General features: G+C 56.0%; 15 protein-coding genes, 2 tRNA genes and 1 riboswitch. Of the genes, 4 read left to right on the top strand and 13 right to left on the bottom strand.

Features of this window, described 5'->3' with window-relative positions; translation table 11 throughout:
• Positions 1–727 precede the first annotated feature (727 nt).
• A tRNA-Ile gene (locus NZ705_07700) sits at positions 728–799 on the bottom strand.
• 38 nt (positions 800–837) lie between these two features.
• On the opposite strand from NZ705_07700, the gene NZ705_07695 reads away from it, so the two are divergent.
• A complete protein-coding gene (locus NZ705_07695; GenBank protein MCS7292839.1) occupies positions 838–1479 on the top strand; it encodes a hypothetical protein in 642 nt (213 codons plus the stop codon).
• Here the strand turns inward: NZ705_07695 and NZ705_07690 are convergent.
• The 4 genes from NZ705_07690 to ftsZ form a co-directional block, all read right to left on the bottom strand.
• A complete protein-coding gene (locus NZ705_07690; GenBank protein ID MCS7292838.1) occupies positions 1472–1969 on the bottom strand; it encodes a hypothetical protein in 498 nt (165 codons plus the stop codon). The genes NZ705_07695 and NZ705_07690 overlap by 8 nt on opposite strands.
• Entirely contained in the window at positions 1970–2404 is a 435-nt protein-coding gene (locus tag NZ705_07685; GenBank protein MCS7292837.1) for a CAAD domain-containing protein, read from the bottom strand.
• A gap of 68 nt (positions 2405–2472) precedes the next feature.
• Positions 2473–3465 carry a ribose-phosphate pyrophosphokinase gene (locus NZ705_07680; protein ID MCS7292836.1) on the bottom strand — a complete coding sequence of 331 codons (993 nt, stop codon included), beginning with the start codon at positions 3463–3465 and terminating at the stop codon, positions 2473–2475.
• A gap of 69 nt (positions 3466–3534) precedes the next feature.
• Complete coding sequence (gene ftsZ / locus NZ705_07675) at positions 3535–4677, bottom strand: cell division protein FtsZ (GenBank protein MCS7292835.1); 1143 nt, start codon at positions 4675–4677, stop codon at positions 3535–3537.
• Positions 4678–4942: 265 nt separating this feature from the next.
• Between ftsZ and NZ705_07670 the strand changes: the two genes are divergently transcribed.
• Both NZ705_07670 and NZ705_07665 read left to right on the top strand, forming a co-directional pair.
• On the top strand, positions 4943–6136 hold the full coding sequence (locus tag NZ705_07670) for an ABC transporter permease (protein ID MCS7292834.1): 1194 nt from the start codon (positions 4943–4945) through the stop codon (positions 6134–6136).
• Between the two features lie 3 nt (positions 6137–6139).
• The gene (locus NZ705_07665; GenBank protein ID MCS7292833.1) at positions 6140–6859 is read left to right on the top strand and encodes an ABC transporter ATP-binding protein; all 720 of its coding nucleotides are present in this window, start codon (positions 6140–6142) and stop codon (positions 6857–6859) included.
• 101 nt (positions 6860–6960) lie between these two features.
• Here NZ705_07665 and NZ705_07660 read toward each other — a convergent pair whose 3' ends face one another.
• The 3 genes from NZ705_07660 to metE all read right to left on the bottom strand — a co-directional run bounded on the left by NZ705_07660 (position 6961) and on the right by metE (position 9948).
• Positions 6961–7371, bottom strand: a complete 411-nt coding sequence (locus NZ705_07660; protein ID MCS7292832.1) for a hypothetical protein — start codon at positions 7369–7371, stop codon at positions 6961–6963.
• A gap of 16 nt (positions 7372–7387) precedes the next feature.
• On the bottom strand, positions 7388–7537 hold the full coding sequence (locus NZ705_07655) for a hypothetical protein (GenBank protein MCS7292831.1): 150 nt from the start codon (positions 7535–7537) through the stop codon (positions 7388–7390).
• A 149-nt stretch (positions 7538–7686) separates the two neighbouring features.
• Positions 7687–9948, bottom strand: a complete 2262-nt coding sequence (gene metE / locus NZ705_07650) for a 5-methyltetrahydropteroyltriglutamate--homocysteine S-methyltransferase (GenBank protein MCS7292830.1) — start codon at positions 9946–9948, stop codon at positions 7687–7689.
• Positions 9949–10186: 238 nt separating this feature from the next.
• Positions 10187–10334: riboswitch (cobalamin riboswitch) on the bottom strand.
• Between the two features lie 112 nt (positions 10335–10446).
• Between metE and NZ705_07645 the strand changes: the two genes are divergently transcribed.
• Positions 10447–11391 carry an aldo/keto reductase gene (locus NZ705_07645; GenBank protein MCS7292829.1) on the top strand — a complete coding sequence of 315 codons (945 nt, stop codon included), beginning with the start codon at positions 10447–10449 and terminating at the stop codon, positions 11389–11391.
• Here NZ705_07645 and NZ705_07640 read toward each other — a convergent pair.
• The 5 genes from NZ705_07640 to NZ705_07620 form a co-directional block, all read right to left on the bottom strand.
• Entirely contained in the window at positions 11375–12193 is an 819-nt protein-coding gene (locus tag NZ705_07640) for a DUF2887 domain-containing protein (protein MCS7292828.1), read from the bottom strand. The genes NZ705_07645 and NZ705_07640 overlap by 17 nt on opposite strands.
• 4 nt (positions 12194–12197) lie before the next feature.
• Positions 12198–13073 (bottom strand): universal stress protein, encoded by an 876-nt coding sequence (locus tag NZ705_07635; protein ID MCS7292827.1) that lies wholly within the window; start codon positions 13071–13073, stop codon positions 12198–12200.
• A gap of 1335 nt (positions 13074–14408) precedes the next feature.
• Positions 14409–14720, bottom strand: coding sequence for an NADH-quinone oxidoreductase subunit NuoK (gene nuoK / locus NZ705_07630; protein ID MCS7292826.1), 312 nt, complete (start codon positions 14718–14720; stop codon positions 14409–14411).
• A gap of 319 nt (positions 14721–15039) precedes the next feature.
• Positions 15040–15120, bottom strand: a tRNA-Leu gene (locus NZ705_07625).
• Positions 15121–15130: 10 nt separating this feature from the next.
• Complete coding sequence (locus tag NZ705_07620; GenBank protein ID MCS7292825.1) at positions 15131–15745, bottom strand: class II aldolase/adducin family protein; 615 nt, start codon at positions 15743–15745, stop codon at positions 15131–15133.
• Positions 15746–15977: the final 232 nt, after the last annotated feature.

Below are 15977 nucleotides of genomic sequence, written 5' to 3'. Positions count from 1 at the left end.
CTGGACAACCGAATCAGAACATCAACAGCGCCGCAGACCAAGCTCCCCAAAGCCACTGGTCTGTGATAAGTGTGGGGTTGTTTGGCCGCCGGTAAGCGGTCGTGCTTTCTGCCCCTGGCGACTGTCCACCCCGAAGCTGTCAGTCCTTGTTTGCGGGACTGAGACCAGGTGCGCACCCAGCAAGAGGGAACGGGCTAACCGGAGCGGCGGTCGCCGAATCACCCCCGCTCAAGGGGGACCCATCCTGGCTAGTTCGTGAACCGTTGCGACCCTGCGTGGGCCAGGGGGTTCACGAAAATCCACCTACACAAGCGGGACAGTATTTTGGGACGCAGATACTGATGGGTCTGTAAGACAAAATACTGTTAATGTAGGAAGGTAAGCACACCTTCACGAAACCTGGGGCGACAACACCGGTAGGGTGAGCGTCCTAGGCTGAAGGGGTGCAGACACCTTCCCACTCCAAGGACGGGTGAAAGGGACAGTCGCTCATGTCGCTGCTGAATACGGCCACTTGGTGCAGCTATCTTCCCGCTTGGAGAGTGGGGGGCTGCCTTCGCAGAGTGCCGGTGGTTAGACGGGTAAGAGCAGTATGCTGCAGGATGGGTGAAAGGAGCACGCACTTGGTAAATCTTGTCCAGCCGTCATGCGGACATCAATTCTGGAAAACGGACATCAATTTTGGATTGGTGTCAGATAATTCTGGATTGTACAGTACAACAACCGATGCACGAGGTGGGATTTGAACCCACATACCGGCGATTATGAGTCGCTTGCCCTACCAGTCGGCCACTCGTGCAAAATGATTACAATGGCAAAGGCTATCTTAACAAACTCATGGCGCGAACGCAGCGGTGGGTCGGCGTGGTGACCCTGGGTTTTACAATAGCGGCTCTGGTCGTAGGGGGAATCGCTGTCTGGCTGGGGTATCGACTGGGGCAGGAGGCCCTGAGTAAAGTCCGGCAACCGACGTTGAACCCGGTTACGCCAGATAAGGACCCTCAGCCTTTTGTCCTATTGACCGAAGACACTATCATCCAACAGGTGCAGGCGTTAATGGGGACCAGTACTGTACGCCCAAACTCGCCAGCCCCTGCGGACCCTGCTGTTCGCCTGCCGCTGCTGGCACTCCAGGAGGGTGGCATTTACATGGCGTTGGAGGCGATTGACCGGCAAGGGGACCAGGCCATCCTGCGATTGCGCATCCAGAATGAGCGGGCGACGGCGGTGCAAGTCCAGCGGCAATTCATTGTGCGCAATGCCCAGGGTGAAATCCTGGAGGTGGAAGTGGAGGGATTACCCGTGCAACTGGCACCAGGGAACCAAGCGACCGCTGTGCGGGTGAAAGTTCCTGTCCGGCTAGGGAAAGTGCGGGTGGGACTGACGGAGGTGGGTCAAACCATTCCCTTTATCGAGCTGCGGGATATTGCCCTGGAGCCGGTGCCATCCACGCCAACCCCTAGCCCAACGTCTAACTGATTGACGGCAAGGGGCCGTTCCCACTGGGTTGACTGCGCAGGTAATTCAAAAAGTCCAGCAGCTCCTGGTCGCTCAATTCTTGGCGACTGTTCCGACCATAGGTGCGTCGTAGGTACTCCCGTCCTTGAGCGTTGGTCCAGCCGAGTCGCTTCATCTCAGCGGTAGTCTGGGCCAGAATATCTAGCATATCGAGCTTGGACGGCGTCTCCTCGGGTGCAGCCGGAGTCGTGGGAACCGCCACGGGTTCAGGTTCAGTGGTCGGCGGGGCTGGACGCGGTGTTTCCTTAGGGCTGAGACCTAGGGCCATCAACGCCCGCTCCCTAGCTCGGTCCTCGGCCGCTTCGATGCTGCCCCCACTACCCAACCCCGTGGCCAAGGTCACACCGCCCACCTGCACCGTCACTCGCACCAGGTATTGCCCCTGGTGAATTTGCAGCAACTCACTGGTCAGGCACCCCAGTGGGTATTTCTGGCGAAACGTTTCCAGCACTTACGACTGTTGACCGGTGACCTTGCCGATAAACTCGTTCAGTTCCTGGAGCACCGCCCGGCGGGAGTCTGCCATCAGCAGGTACCGCAAGACGTACCACAGGCCCAACAGTTCCAACACCGCCGGCAGGAGCGGGATGGCATTGATGATGCCCAGGACCCCTGACACCAGCGCCAGGAGCAGCACCGCCAAAGCCACAACCACGACGGCGCTGATGGTGCGCCGCTGTTCCCCAAAAAAGGCCTGCACCTTTTGCCAGGTCGGCCCCAAAACACTCAGGGAATCTGTCAGCGTATGGCGCAAAGAGTCCACCACCGCGCTGGCTCTGCTCTTGGGCGGCGAGACATGGGTTGCTGCCTCGGGAGCCGGCGTGCTTTCTACCGGCGGCGTTTCCTGGTTTTCCTGATTTTCGAGCGGATGGGTTTCCGGTTCCATAGCACCGACCTCGGCAAACACTGCTTGATGCGACTTTACCCCTGTGGGAACCCCTCCGGCAACCCTTTTTAACGAAACATACTACTCACCGAGCTGTCCTCGTGCACCCGCCAGATAGCTTCCCCAAGCACATTCGCCACTGACAGGACTTTGAGCTGGGGAAACCACTTTTCCGGCGGTATCGGGATGGTGTTGGTGACGATGACTTCCGTAAATAGGCTGTTGGCCAACACCTGCGGCGCCTGCCCCGAAAACACGGCATGGGTTGCACAGGCGTACACCGCTTGGGCTCCGTGTTCCATCAACAGCCGCGCGCCCTCGGTCATCGTGCCGCCGGTGTCAATCATGTCATCCACAATGATTGCGGTTTTGCCCCGCACATCGCCGATGACGTTGAGCACCTCCGCCACATTATGGCCTTGCCGGCGCTTGTCGATGATGGCCAAGGGGGCATCGTTAAGCTTTTTGGCAAAAGCTCTCGCCCGCGCTACGCCGCCCACGTCCGGCGACACAACTACAAAATCTGTAAGCCCCTTGCTGAGGATGTACTGCTGTAGGACATTGCTGGCATAGACGTGGTCAAAGGGGATGTCAAAGTAGGCTTGAATTTGGGCCACATGCAAATCCATTGCCAGGATCCGGCTGGCCCCTGCTTCGGTGATGAGATTGGCCACGAGCTTGGCGGTAATCGCCTCGCGACCCGCCGTTTTCCGGTCCGCCCGCGCGTAACCGTAGTAGGGGATCACCGCCGTAATCTGGCGCGCCGACGCCCGCCGGCAGGCATCAATCATGATCAGCAGTTCCATCAAGTGGTCGTTGACCGGATGACAGGTCGGTTGCAGCAGGTAAACATCGCATCCTCGCACCGATTCCTGAATTTGGACGTATAGCTCGCCGTCGGAAAAGCGTTTGCGCACAATCGGCCCCAAGTCCACACCGAGATAGCGAGCAATTTCTTCGGCAAGGGGAACATTGGCCGAACCTGCAAAGAGACGCAAGCGACCGTGGTCCGTCGCAACCGGCGCCGCTAACGGCAAAGGACGGGATGCTGGCAACACCATCTCACCCTGGCAACGCTCTACCTGCCATCGTAGCACTCTGGCGGGGCCATTCCCCCAAAATGGCTAGCCCTAGCGCCGTGGCCGCCGCCGTTTCAGGAAATCGGGAATGTCAATTTCCGGCGGTGGCTCCTCGACTTTGGGCGGCATCTCCACGCTGGGGGGCGTAGCGGGCGCCGGAGTCACTGGGCGGACTGCTGGCTGGGGCCGGGGCATGGGCCCTGTACTGGTGGTTGGTTGAAAGCCAGTGGCGATCACCGTGATCCGCACTTCCCCCTGCAACCGGTCGTCCAACACCGCGCCAAAAATGATATTCGCCTCAGGGTCCACTACGTTGTAAATGATCTCCGCCGCCGTATTGACCTCGTGTAAACTCAAGTCGCTGCCCCCCGTGATATTGAACAGCACGCCCTTGGCCCCGTGAATCGACGACTCCAGCAAGGGTGACGCAATCGCCATATTAGCTGCTTCCGCCGCCCGGCCTTTGCCCGTGCCCGTACCAATCCCCATGAGCGCCGACCCGGCATCGGCCATGATTGCCTTCACATCGGCAAAGTCCACGTTGACTAGGCCCGGAATCGTGATGATGTCGGAAATGCCCTGGACCCCCTGGCGCAGGATGTCATCCGCCACCCGAAAGGCTTCCTGCACCGGGGTAGATTCCCCAATCGTGGTCAGTAGGCGGTCGTTGGGAATGACGATCAGGGTATCCACCCGGCTCTGGAGCATGGCGATGCCCTCTTCCGCCTGAGCCGCTCGCCGCTTGCCTTCAAAGGTAAACGGCCGGGTGACAATCGCAACGGTCAAAGCTCCCAGTTCCTTGGCAACTTCCGCCACAATAGGCGCAGCGCCAGTTCCAGTGCCGCCGCCCATCCCCGCTGTAATGAACACCAAATCCGACTGGTCCAGGGCGGCCATAATTTCGTCGCGAGATTCCTCCGCCGCTTTTTGCCCTATGGCGGGGTTACCGCCAGCCCCGAGACCGCGGGTGAGTTTTTGACCGATTTGCAGTCGTTTGGCGTTCGGCGAACAGTGGTGTAGGGCCTGGGCATCTGTGTTGATAATCCAAAATTCCACCCCCGTTAGATTGCTCTGGATCATGCGGTTGACGGCATTGCCGCCCCCACCACCAACCCCAATGACTTTAATCCGCGCTAGATGGCCGGGTACGATGTCATTCCCGTAGGTCACCGCCTCAGCCTGATGAATAGACATAGCCTTCACGTCCCCGTGCGCCAATAGGGTTTCATTTGCTGGGGTGGAGGCCAGAGTCCCCGGCTCACCCGCCGGCCTGTTGTCCTCTTGAATGGACATTATCTCCCCAAAGGTGTGCAGTTGCTCCAGTCGCCCAGAGCCGTTTTATTATCCCTAACATATTAGAGGGTCTTTCGGAAAAAAGAAACTCTCCCCACCAACTCTTTCTCCTGCGTTGTAACGACTTTACGGCCCCAGTCCGATGGAGATTCGCGAATCTTTAAGCATGGCGCTCCGGGCGTTGGCCGCCCACCGCTTGCGGAGTTTTCTCACCGTGTTGGGGATTGTCATCGGCAATGCTGCCGTGATCGCCATGGTGGGGGTGGGACAGGCCGCCCAGCGCTATACCGCCGAACAACTGGCATCGTTGGGGACCCACGTGTTGTTTGTTGTGCCGGGACGGGAGGATGCGCGCCGCCGGGGCATTGAACCACCTGCGACCCTCACCTGGGAAGATGCCCAAGCCATCGCCGCCCAAGTTCCTACCGTCCGCTGGGTTGCCGCCCAAATCAACGAGAGCGCCCTAGCGAGCTATGGCAACCGCACGACGCCCACTGCTGTCACTGGCACCGTGCCCGACTTTTTCCGGGTGCAAAGTTTTGACTTGCAACAGGGCCGGTTGTTCCATGAACTGGATGTCCAGCGGCAAGGGCGGGTTGTGGTGTTAGGGAGCGACTTGGCAACTAAACTGTTTGGCAACCGCTCTCCTCTCGGTGAACGTATCCGGCTGCGCAACCTGAGCTTTGAAGTGATTGGGGTCCTAGCGCCTAAAGGGGCCTTTCTCGGAACGAACCGGGACGACGCGGCTTACATTCCCCTAACGACGATGGCCTATCAACTCACGGGCCGCCGGTCGCCCTACGGGTTAACGGTGGCGTTCATTTCCGTCTCGGCGCGGGATGAAGCTAGTGTGAGCGCCGCCCAATTCCAAATCACCAACCTGCTCCGCCGCCGGCACAAGATTGTGGACGAAGACGATTTCTACATTCGCACCCAAAAAGAAGCCGTGGCGATTGCGGGCAATATCACGGGGGTGTTGACCATCTTACTTGCGGCAACGGCAGGGATTTCGCTGTTGGTGGGCGGGATTGGGATCATGAATATCATGCTGGTTTCGGTGACAGAACGTACCCAGGAAATTGGTTTACGTAAGGCGGTGGGGGCTACAGAAGGAGATATTCTCCAGCAATTCTTACTGGAAGCCATCGTGCTCGCCGTGGCGGGGGGTATCTTGGGTACCGCCGTGGGAACGCTGGGGCTCATCGGCATTGGCTGGGTGACCCCGTTGCAGGCGCAGGTGTCCTGGGAAGCTGTCATCCTGGCGGTGGGGGTATCGGGAACGATTGGCCTGGTCTTTGGCGTCGCACCGGCGCAGCGGGCCGCCCAGTTGGACCCCATCGTCGCGTTACGGAGTACCTGAACCATGAAAGCACCGTTGATTCGACTGGTGAATGTCAGCAAGGTCTATGGCCTGGGGGAAAATCAGGTGCAGGCGCTCCAGAATGTGTCGTTAGAAATTCAACCGGGAGAATACTGCGCCATTATGGGGGCATCTGGTTCGGGCAAATCTACCGCGATGAATATCATTGGTTGCCTGGACCGGCCCACCACTGGGGATTATTATTTGCAAGGGGAAAACGTCGCCCGCTGTTCGTCCGCCCAACTGGCTCATATCCGCAATCAACAAATTGGGTTTGTGTTTCAACAATTTCATCTGTTGCCCCAGTTGACCGCCTTGGAAAATGTGATGTTGCCTCTGGTGTATGCCGGCGTGCCACCCCGGGAACGACAACAACGGGCGCGGCTGGCGCTGGAGCAGGTGGGCTTAGGTCATCGTCTCCACAACAAACCCAACCAACTCTCTGGGGGACAACAACAGCGGGTGGCGATTGCCCGGGCGATGGTGAACCAACCGGCATTGCTCCTAGCGGACGAACCCACGGGTGCCCTCGATTCTCGCACCAGCCAGGAAGTCATGGATTTGTTTGCCGAGTTGCACCAGCAAGGAGTCACGATTGTCATGGTCACTCACGAAGCCGATATTGCCCGCCGCGCTGAACGGATTATCTGGTTCCGGGATGGCCAGGTCCTGCACGACCACTTGCGTCCCGACGACGTTTACCAGGCGATTCGGGCAATGTAGTACAGAACTACGCCTAACAGCAGCGCGCACCCCAGGCACCAGCGGTCGGCGTTCCCGTACTTACATAACCACAGCAGCGCGTAACGTCCCCACAGGCGCATTTAATCGGATTGCGGTAAACGACAGCGCGTCAGATGAAATTCCTCCCCCTGGCGACAGATGTGGCGATAGCTTTGGGGGGGCGGCACCGGTAGGTTTTTCAGGTAGAAAAAGGTGGCCTGGGCGCCCGATTCCAGGAAAAACACCACTTCCGTGCTAGGGTCGTAATGGTCCACCACGTCCAGGATGTGCGTCACGAAAAAGTGGTGGGACAACAGCGGCGTTGCCGGGGTCGCCAGCCATGCGCGTAGAAACGGCGCCAAGCGGAAGCGGGGAAGGAAATAGGTGGGGTAATCGCCATTCTGAGCATGATTCAAGGTGCAAATTACCGCCCCCCGCCCGTGGTGGAGAAAGCCCGCCCAGGCATTGTAACCCAGCGCTAGCACATTTGTGGCGATAAACCGCGCTGCCAATCTGCTGGGTCCATAACTAGCTGCTCCTGGGCTGTTGGGAACGCCGGGGCATCGGCAGGCGATAGATGCGCCGTTGCAGCGCCACCATTTCCCGCTGGGGATGATACGTGCCCACCGCTTCGGCAATCAACGACCAGCCGGTGTCATCCAGCGCCAGGGTTTCCAACTAGGTTAAGAGCCGGTTCCCTGGCAGAAAGTCCCTCACCGGAGCGCGACCCTCATCCAGAACCCACCAGACCAGCCCTTGTCCGAGCACAATCCCCTAGCGTCTCCAGATACATCCAGAGCTGGTCGTCGGGGGGTTCCCGCCAGACATCAATGGCTAGCCCCCTGCAGCTGCGCCCGCAACTGTTGAGCCGCTGCCACCATGTTTTTTAGGGCTGGAATCACCTCTTCCCACCGCCGGGTTTTCAGGCCGCAATCCGGGTTCACCCAAATCTGTTCCGCCGGAAGATGTGCCAATCCCGCTTGTAGCAATTGCACCATCTGTTCCGTGGCCGGAACTGCCGGGCTATGCACGTCATACACCCCGTTGCCCACCTGGTGCCTGTAGCCCCCCTCCACAATCTGCATCAGCGTTTGGTTGTTGCTGCGGCTATTTTCGATAGACAGCACATCGGCGTCCAACCGTTGGATGTGGGCAATGATGTCCCCAAACTCCGAGTAGCACATGTGGGTATGGATTTGGGTTTCCGGTCGCGCCACTCCTGCGGCCAAGCGAAACGCATCCACTGCCCAGGTTAGGTATTCCTCCCAACGTTCCGGTTTCAGGGGCAATCCCTCCCGCAGCGCTGGTTCATCAATTTGAATCATCCGCGCACCCGCCGCTTCCAAATCCGCCACCTCGTCCCGCAATGCCAGGGCAATTTGGAACGCCTGTTCTTTCCGAGAAATATCCGTGCGGGGGAATGACCAGTTCAACATCGTCACCGGCCCTGTAAGCATACCTTTCACCGGCTTGCTCGTCAACGACTGGGCCACCCGGAACTCCCGCACCGTCATCGGTTGGGTTCGGGCAATGTCGCCGTAGATGATGGGGGGACGGACACAGCGGCTCCCGTAACTCTGCACCCAGCCGTGCTCGGTAAAAGCAAAGCCAGCCAACTGCTGGGCAAAAAACTCCACCATATCGGTGCGCTCAAACTCCCCATGCACCAGTACATCCAAGCCAATTTCCTCCTGGTAACGAATGCACTTGGCTATTTCCGCATCAATGGCCGCCTCGTATTCGGCTTTGGTAATTTCGCCCCGTTTCAATTTCACCCGCAACTGGCGCACCTCTGGCGTCTGGGGAAAGGAGCCAATGGTTGTAGTGGGTAAAGGCGGTAACACCGGTTGCTGCAACTTGCGCTGTTCATAGGGCAAAGGCCGGGAAAAATCACTGGGTTGCAGGTTTTGTAAGCGCGCTTGCACCGCCGGATTGACGGGGCTAAAGGCGTAAAAGGCTTGCCACTGCTGGCGCAGGGTCTCCAGTTCCGCCGCTACCTCGGATAGCCCTTGCAGGGCCTGCGCTAACAGTCGCACCTCTTCCAACTTTTGTTCAGCAAAACTCAGCACGTGATACAGGGGTTCTGGGAGTTTGGTTTCCAACCGCACATCGTAGGGCACAAACTGCAAAGAAGCCGACGGTTGTACCCGCAAATGGGGAGTAATGGTCTGGAGTGTTTTCAAAGTTGCTAACACCTCGTCGGGGCGAATTTTCCAGACATTGCGCGCATCCACGATTCCCACCCCCAATTGCTTGTCACTGGGGAACCCATACGTCTGCACCAACTCGAGATTGCGGCCCCTGGTGAAATCCAAACTAATTCCCGCGACCGGCAGTTGTACTACCCACGGATAGGCCGACCCCAAATCATCGAAATAAGTTACTAGTTGAATGGGCAAACCGACTTGCGCCAGGGTTTGATAAGTGGATTGGTAGAAGGATTGGTACTGGTGCGCGTCCCCCAACACCAGCGCCGGTTCGTGGATTTGCACCTCCACAACGTTGAGTCGTTTCAGGGCCGTCAAAAGCGACACATAACGGTTGTGGAACTCCGTCAAGAGCGATGCCAAATCCCCCGTCCAGCGACTCAGACGCACCAGTGTTAACGGCCCCAGCACGATGGGCACCGCGCGTTCACCCAAGACCGCCTGCGCCCGTTGCACCGTTGCTAGAAAATCACTGAAATCCGCTGGTTGTAGGGGCATCGTTATTTCTGGAACGAGATAGTGATAGTTGGTATCAAACCACTTGGTCATTTCCAGAGCGGGGATGCCCGTTTGCCCACGCGCCATGGTGAAATAACGCACTAAACCCGTCAAATGCTGGAAACGTTCCGGCACGATTCCCAGGCGCAAACTCCAGTCCAAAACCCCGTCGTACAAGCTGAAATCGCCAACGCCAATGCGGTCAATCCCAGCAGCCAACTGGACTTGCCAGTTTTGCAGTTCAATGGCTTGAGCGGTTTGATACAAACTCGTCTCATCCAATTGCCCTTGCCAAAAGGCTTCCAGGGCTTTTTTGAGTTCCCGATGTTTCCCGATGCGGGGATAACCCAACGTTGCCGTTAACCCAGATGTTGCCTGCGTCATAACCCTCCCATCCTTTCTCTGAAGGAAAACTTCCTGCTGCCAGTAGCAGAGTAGAAACCAAATCCGCCAACAGCTCACGAACTTAGACCGTCGGCATGTCTAGACCAGCCACCTGGCTAGGCGTCGGACAATTCTATCAGTTTATCCCAACAGCCCAACATCGGTTCAGTTGCACGCAATGCTGAAGCAAATAAACCATCATCTGTACCTCGCAGACTAAGGTGAACAAGTAAATAGCCTCGAAACGAGACTCCTCGGCGGGCATCCTGACTGAGAAAGCAAACACGCTTTCATCACAGTTGCGGGACAGCGCCGGATTCGCACCGGACTTTCCCCCTTGCGTCTGATGGCTGGCCCCCACCAGAACCGATTACGCATGACTATAGCACACTCCACCCCTTCACCTCCGGCTTCTTCTAGTTGTTGCGTTCGAAATCTTACGTTACAAATTTTTAGGTTTTGTTATACTGAACGTGCAAACGACTGGCGGTGTGACCCATGTCTGGAGAAACGCAGACGGCTTGCCGGCTAGGGCGAACGGATGTACGAGTAAGTCCGCTGGGGGTGGGGACCTGGGCGTGGGGCGACACGCTGTTTTGGGATTACGGCAAGCAGTACAACGACCAGGACTTAGCGGCGGCCTATCGCGCTAGTATTGAGGCTGGAATCACGTTTTTTGACACGGCAGAAGTGTACGGGTTGGGGCGGTCAGAGCAGTTGTTGGGTCAATTTGTGCGGGAAACAGGTCGCGAAGCAGTCATTGCCACGAAATTTATGCCCTTCCCCTGGCGCTTTTGGCCCCAGACCCTACTGGATGCCCTGCGGGCGAGCATTCAGCGGTTGGGTGTGGACCGTGTGGATTTGTATCAGATTCACTGGCCGGCCCATTTTCCGGTGTCTTTGGCAAGCTGGATGCAGGCGCTGGCGGATGCCGTAGCCCTGGGATTGACGCGGGCGGTGGGGGTTTCCAACTATTCGCTGGCGCAGATGGAAGAAGCCTGGCGGGTGCTAGCTGACCGGGGGGTACCCCTAGCGAGCAACCAGGTGGAGTACAGTTTGGTGTGCCGGGCGCCGGAACGAACGGGGTTGTTGCAACGTTGTCAAGAGCTGGGCGTCACGTTGATTGCTTACAGCCCCTTGGGCATGGGATTGCTTACCGGGAAATACACCCTTGATAACCCACCACCCAAGGCGCGGGGATGGCGGTTTCACCGGGAACGGTTGCGTCAGGTGCAGCCATTGCAGGGCTTATTGCGAGAAATTGGCCAGCAGTATGGCAAAACGCCGGCGCAAGTGGCCTTGAACTGGGTGATCTGCAAAGGGGCATTGCCAATTCCAGGGGCCAAGAATGCGCGACAAGCCCAGGAAAATGCCGGGGCCTTGGGGTGGCGATTGACCGATGATGAAGTGCGGGCGCTGGAACAAGTCAGCCCGAATTGGTAGCTAGGTCGTCTTCTGTTGGCGCTATCGCCGGGTTCTGCGCCAGCCAGTTTTCCAGGTCGGACACACTCTGAAAATCCAGCAGCGCTTCTCCTAAATTCTCTAATTGTTCCAGCGATAGAGCCTCAATCTGCTGGACTTGCTCAAGAGACAAAAAACCTACCTTGCGCTGCAATTGACGTAGGACTAGGGCCGTTTCCCCTTCCTGATACACTTCCCGATAGAACTGAGTTTGCTGTAGCGGCACCAGACCGAGCATTTCCATAAGCCTGCGCCTTTTGCGCACCAGTGCTTCCACTACCCATTCTAACCAGGGTTCTGGCTCCTGCTGAAGAATCGCTCGCCCTATCGCCACTGCTTCTGCCACCGGCGCGGCAATCAAACGCAACAATTCCATTGCCAGTGACTGGTTGGCCGGTAGTTCATCCAAGTAAACCCGCTGCACTTGCCAGTAGGTTAGATACGCAGGCAAGTTGGGGATGACGCGCTCGGTGCGCCGGTTAGGGTACAGCACCAATACGCGCCAGGGATGAACAGGTTGATACTGCAGCAAGTAAGTGGCCAGTTCGTTTTGCAAACGGTAGTAGAAACGGGCATCGGGCTGCATTTGCGCTTCAATCAGGATAAAGGGCAAAGCAGGGTCTGGCGTGGTCGGCAGCAGCAAACCGTCCAGGCGAAATCCGAATTCCTTGAGTTCTACCGACTGAAATTGATAAGGGGCTGCAGGCGGGGACAAACCTAACAATTCAAACGCCAGTTCAGGCGCCCGTTGAAACAGCCGGTAAAACAGGTTGTCCGTGCGCACCAAGTTATTTTTCTGGCGAAGGAAAGAGGATCAATGGGTAAGGAATCCGCCGCAACAACTCACTGCCTAGCGACAGGGACAAGTTCCACAAGTTGGTCATGTGGTCTTCCGTTAAGGTAACAGCGCTAATGTCTAGCAGTTGGGCCAGTTCTAAACAGGCTTCGACCGGGTTACCAGTGCGCACATGGGTATGGACGTGGGCAATGTAGGGAGTCAACTGGGTCACCACCTGAGCTAACTCCTGTTCGGCGCGAGCGATTTCCTGCGGGTCAGGCTCAAAATCTCGGCGAATCGGGTCTTCTACCACCCATACTAGATGGCACGTTTCAACTTTGGGTTGGGCGACCTTTTGTAGGCGGTCGAGCACCTGGGCCAGCAAATGCTTGGATTCCGGGCGACCTCGGTAGGGCAACATCAAGTGATGGAACAAGTGCTGGCAACGCAATTGCAGTTCCTCAGCCGTTAACACCTGTACCAACTGGGGGCGAATAATCATCAATGGAGTGTCACACTTGCGCATGATGCTCAGAGCATCGCTTCCTAGGATTTTTTCTGCTAGGAGATTGCGCTGTTGCGTCCCCAAAATGATCAATTCCGCCCCAACCTCCTGCGCGACCTGGACAACCACATCTGCCGGTTTGCCAGACCGCACGAGACTTTGGGCTTGGACTCCTCCGGTATCCGACGGTAGGGTTAATTTCGCCCGCGCTGCCATTAGTGCTTCCGTGTCCTCCTTCACCCGCACCCCTGTATCTCGATAGGGCACTGCATGCACAAACGTTACCGCTTCAATGCCACCCGCTCCCAACGCTGGCAAAAATCGCAACAATCGGTGTAATCCGTCCCGTAAGTCGGTAGCAATTAATAATTTCTTAAACACACTTTACCCCCTTGCATCCCTGCAGTAAAGACCGCTCTCTTACCATGGTAATCGAATTATAGGGACTATAGCAATCATCCATTAGACCAGCGATAGAAAAGAGTTGACTTTTGATGGCTTAAGACAACAAGGAATACCCGTTTAATGACCGAGAATGACTTTAGGATATATTCGTAGGTTCTTAGAGAAGGATAAAGTCTTCTTAACTAAACGACCAACTCCCTAGCCAAGAGTGTTATTAAAGTGTTCAATCAGGGACATTCTACTACTACTTCTAACGCTAGCTTCATGCTGGGCTTTCAGAACGACCTTCCTATAGACTGACCAAAAATCAGCATAAAATTTGGCCCGTTTTCGCAAAATAATATCGGCACTCTCTGCCAGGGCTTTTTCGTTGTCTCTATGCTTCTACAGCTAAGCCGACAAAGGTTAACATATAAGACGGACAGCTTCATCTACGAAGAAACGTAGGTTTTGCTTGGTTAAACTCCACGCGTAACTGACCCACCGTTTCAGCCGAGAGCATACCTGCTTAATTGGATTCAAATCAGGCGAATATCTTTGTAAATAAACCAGTCAAAATCCAGCCGCTTCTATAGCCAAGCCATCTATGGTTGTCAGCTCTTGGGTCCCAGAGCACGGCCCCGCCTCTGGGTTTCCTCTTCTCGCTCTGACAAACTAAAGCAGCTTAGCTATACCACCTGTCTCACCGCCGCAGATTATCCAACACCAGTTGGCAAAAGTCTCTCACCTAACCACCCGATAACGACCTGAGTATCGCAATAGCCTATCTAAGTTAACGGTTCAATCACACGCCCTGATGGATAAGCTGTTCCCCGCGATGGTTTTTTCCTGTAAACTCTCTCTCCTTTCGGTGTCCAAGGTATGACTCTAGCTGTGTCTGTTTGCGCCATTAACTCACCATAAGCTTGCCGTTCTTGTGAGTATAGCCTATTTTTTGTAGGGCCTTAACTCACGCCAAAGTGAGCAGCCATCTCCCGTTAATCCACAAACTGCTGAAATACTTCTAGTTTATGGCTTATTTCCCTGGGATGTCTCAACCATCTTTGTACCGTTCGATAGGTGACGTTTAGAAACTGACTGACTTCCATGGTAGTAGCACCATTCAAGATAGCTTCCATTGCCTTCTCGAGCAAATCATAGTTATATGGTCTGGGCCTTTCCCCACTTCCTAACAGCACACCCTTTATATGACAATCCTTAAACAGCTTGACTGTAAGGCATTGCAATCTAGCTGACAGTAAGTTGCCCTACGAACTATCAAAGTTGGAATGTTGACGGCGGTGGGTTGCTATCTGCATTGGTGATCAAGATTTACCACTTCAGCAAGTTAAAGCGTTCCATATCCACTGTCTCACGGTTGCGGTAAATAGCCAGAACAATCGCTAAACCTACTGCTGCTTCCGCCGCCGCCACCGTAATCACAAATATCGAAAAAACCTGTCCTTTAATATCCGCAGGATCCAGATAGTTGGCAAAGGCAATGAAATTCAAATTCACAGCGTTCAGCATCAGTTCGACAGACATCAACACCCGCACGGCATTGCGGCTAGTCACGAGTCCATAGATGCCAATGCAAAACAAAGCCGCTGCCATCAACAGAAAGTATTGCAGTTGTAAAACCATTGTCGCTACCCCGCTGGTTACTGCTGGTTATGATAGCGCAAAAGAAGGCCCACGAGATTCCAAATCAGCAGGGACTTTCCCGCGCTTGCCGGTCGAATGGCCCAAATTGCCAGATGGTGTCGGTGGAAATTGCGCTATAGAGCACAGGTCACTAGGTTTTTCAAATTGTCCAAGCGCCCCAGTAGGCTAGGGAGACGGGGCAACGTAGAGTCATCTGAGTTATCTGCAAATGGGCCAGGATGAGTCGCAAGTAATCGGCCAAGGTATCAGGCTGGTCTGGCTGAATGATGGTAACTCTCGGCGTTGCTTTTTTCCCTCATGCGGATGGCGAGACTCGAACTCGCATGGCAAAGCCACACGCCCCTCAAACGTGCGCGTATACCAGTTCCGCCACATCCGCGTTCAAGTTTCTAGTCTAACATGGCCCAGAGGGCTTGACCGGCTTCCCCAGCGGTGCGGCCAAAGCTGAAAATCCCGTCCTGGTGACCGGCCATAACAAAACACGAATGGGCAAACGGATCGCTGTCGGGGGGATATAACCGCCGGATTTCTTGGACCATCGCCTGGGTGCCGTAGGGGACATCGGCAGCGGTGCAGGGAACGTCAGGACGCTGGAGTAGCCGTCGCCAGAGTTCTGGCGCATGGATGTGAAACACTACTTGGATGTCTGGGTGCAGGGCGTAAATGGCCCAGTGAGTCGGCGCTTCACTGCTAGCGGGTACGGGGCCAACAACCGTCAGGGTGTGGGTTGCTGGGTTGTAGTCTGTGACATGGACGTAATCCCTAGCGGTGAGTTGTGGGCGATGGGCCACTTGAGTCGCCGTAATCACCAAGCCCCCTTGAGGATGGCGCTGACTGACGTTGCCGTAGCTCGTGCCATCGGGATACTGTCCCAACCACCCCTGCGCTCGGAGCTTTTGCCGCCATTGCTCCAAATCAGCCACCATCTCCCAGACAAGGGGCGAGCCTTCTCGGTGGAGCACCTGGTATTTAATGACCCCTTCCCGCGGTGACGTATTTCCCATAGAGCGAAATTCTAGTCGGTCGTTATCATACTACTAGGCCATTTGCCAAGCCAATGTTGTCTCTTGCTGAGCATCAACTCCTATAGACCACTTCTAGTTTGGCGTTGTTGCCGGCCCAAAGATGCGATTTCCTCACTCAAGTTCTCTAAGTCCAGTAACTCAAATTTACCCGATTTGAGATATTCCGACTGCCGCTGTGTCCACAAATAAAAGTCCGTGTCGCAGCGATCTC

The sequence above is a fragment of the Gloeomargarita sp. SKYB120 genome, assembly GCA_025062155.1.
GTDB lineage: Bacteria > Cyanobacteriota > Cyanobacteriia > Gloeomargaritales > Gloeomargaritaceae > Gloeomargarita.
The sequence above is the reverse complement of the archived record's forward strand: the minus strand, read 5'-3'. Positions and strand labels throughout refer to the sequence as shown.

Bases quoted from the DNA above. Each gene is read 5' to 3' on its own strand.
- nuoK (MCS7292826.1), bottom strand. From the start codon at position 14,720: ATGGTTTTACAACTGCAATACTTTCTGTTGATGGCAGCGGCTTTGTTT.
- NZ705_07685 (MCS7292837.1), bottom strand. From the start codon at position 2,404: ATGGAACCGGAAACCCATCCGCTCGAAAATCAGGAAAACCAGGAAACG.
- NZ705_07670 (MCS7292834.1), top strand. From the start codon at position 4,943: ATGGCGCTCCGGGCGTTGGCCGCCCACCGCTTGCGGAGTTTTCTCACC.
- ftsZ (MCS7292835.1), bottom strand. From the start codon at position 4,677: ATGTCTATTCATCAGGCTGAGGCGGTGACCTACGGGAATGACATCGTA.
- NZ705_07620 (MCS7292825.1), bottom strand. From the start codon at position 15,745: ATGGGAAATACGTCACCGCGGGAAGGGGTCATTAAATACCAGGTGCTC.
- NZ705_07695 (MCS7292839.1), top strand. From the start codon at position 838: ATGGCGCGAACGCAGCGGTGGGTCGGCGTGGTGACCCTGGGTTTTACA.
- NZ705_07645 (MCS7292829.1), top strand. From the start codon at position 10,447: ATGTCTGGAGAAACGCAGACGGCTTGCCGGCTAGGGCGAACGGATGTA.
- NZ705_07680 (MCS7292836.1), bottom strand. From the start codon at position 3,465: ATGGTGTTGCCAGCATCCCGTCCTTTGCCGTTAGCGGCGCCGGTTGCG.
- NZ705_07665 (MCS7292833.1), top strand. From the start codon at position 6,140: ATGAAAGCACCGTTGATTCGACTGGTGAATGTCAGCAAGGTCTATGGC.
- metE (MCS7292830.1), bottom strand. From the start codon at position 9,948: ATGACGCAGGCAACATCTGGGTTAACGGCAACGTTGGGTTATCCCCGC.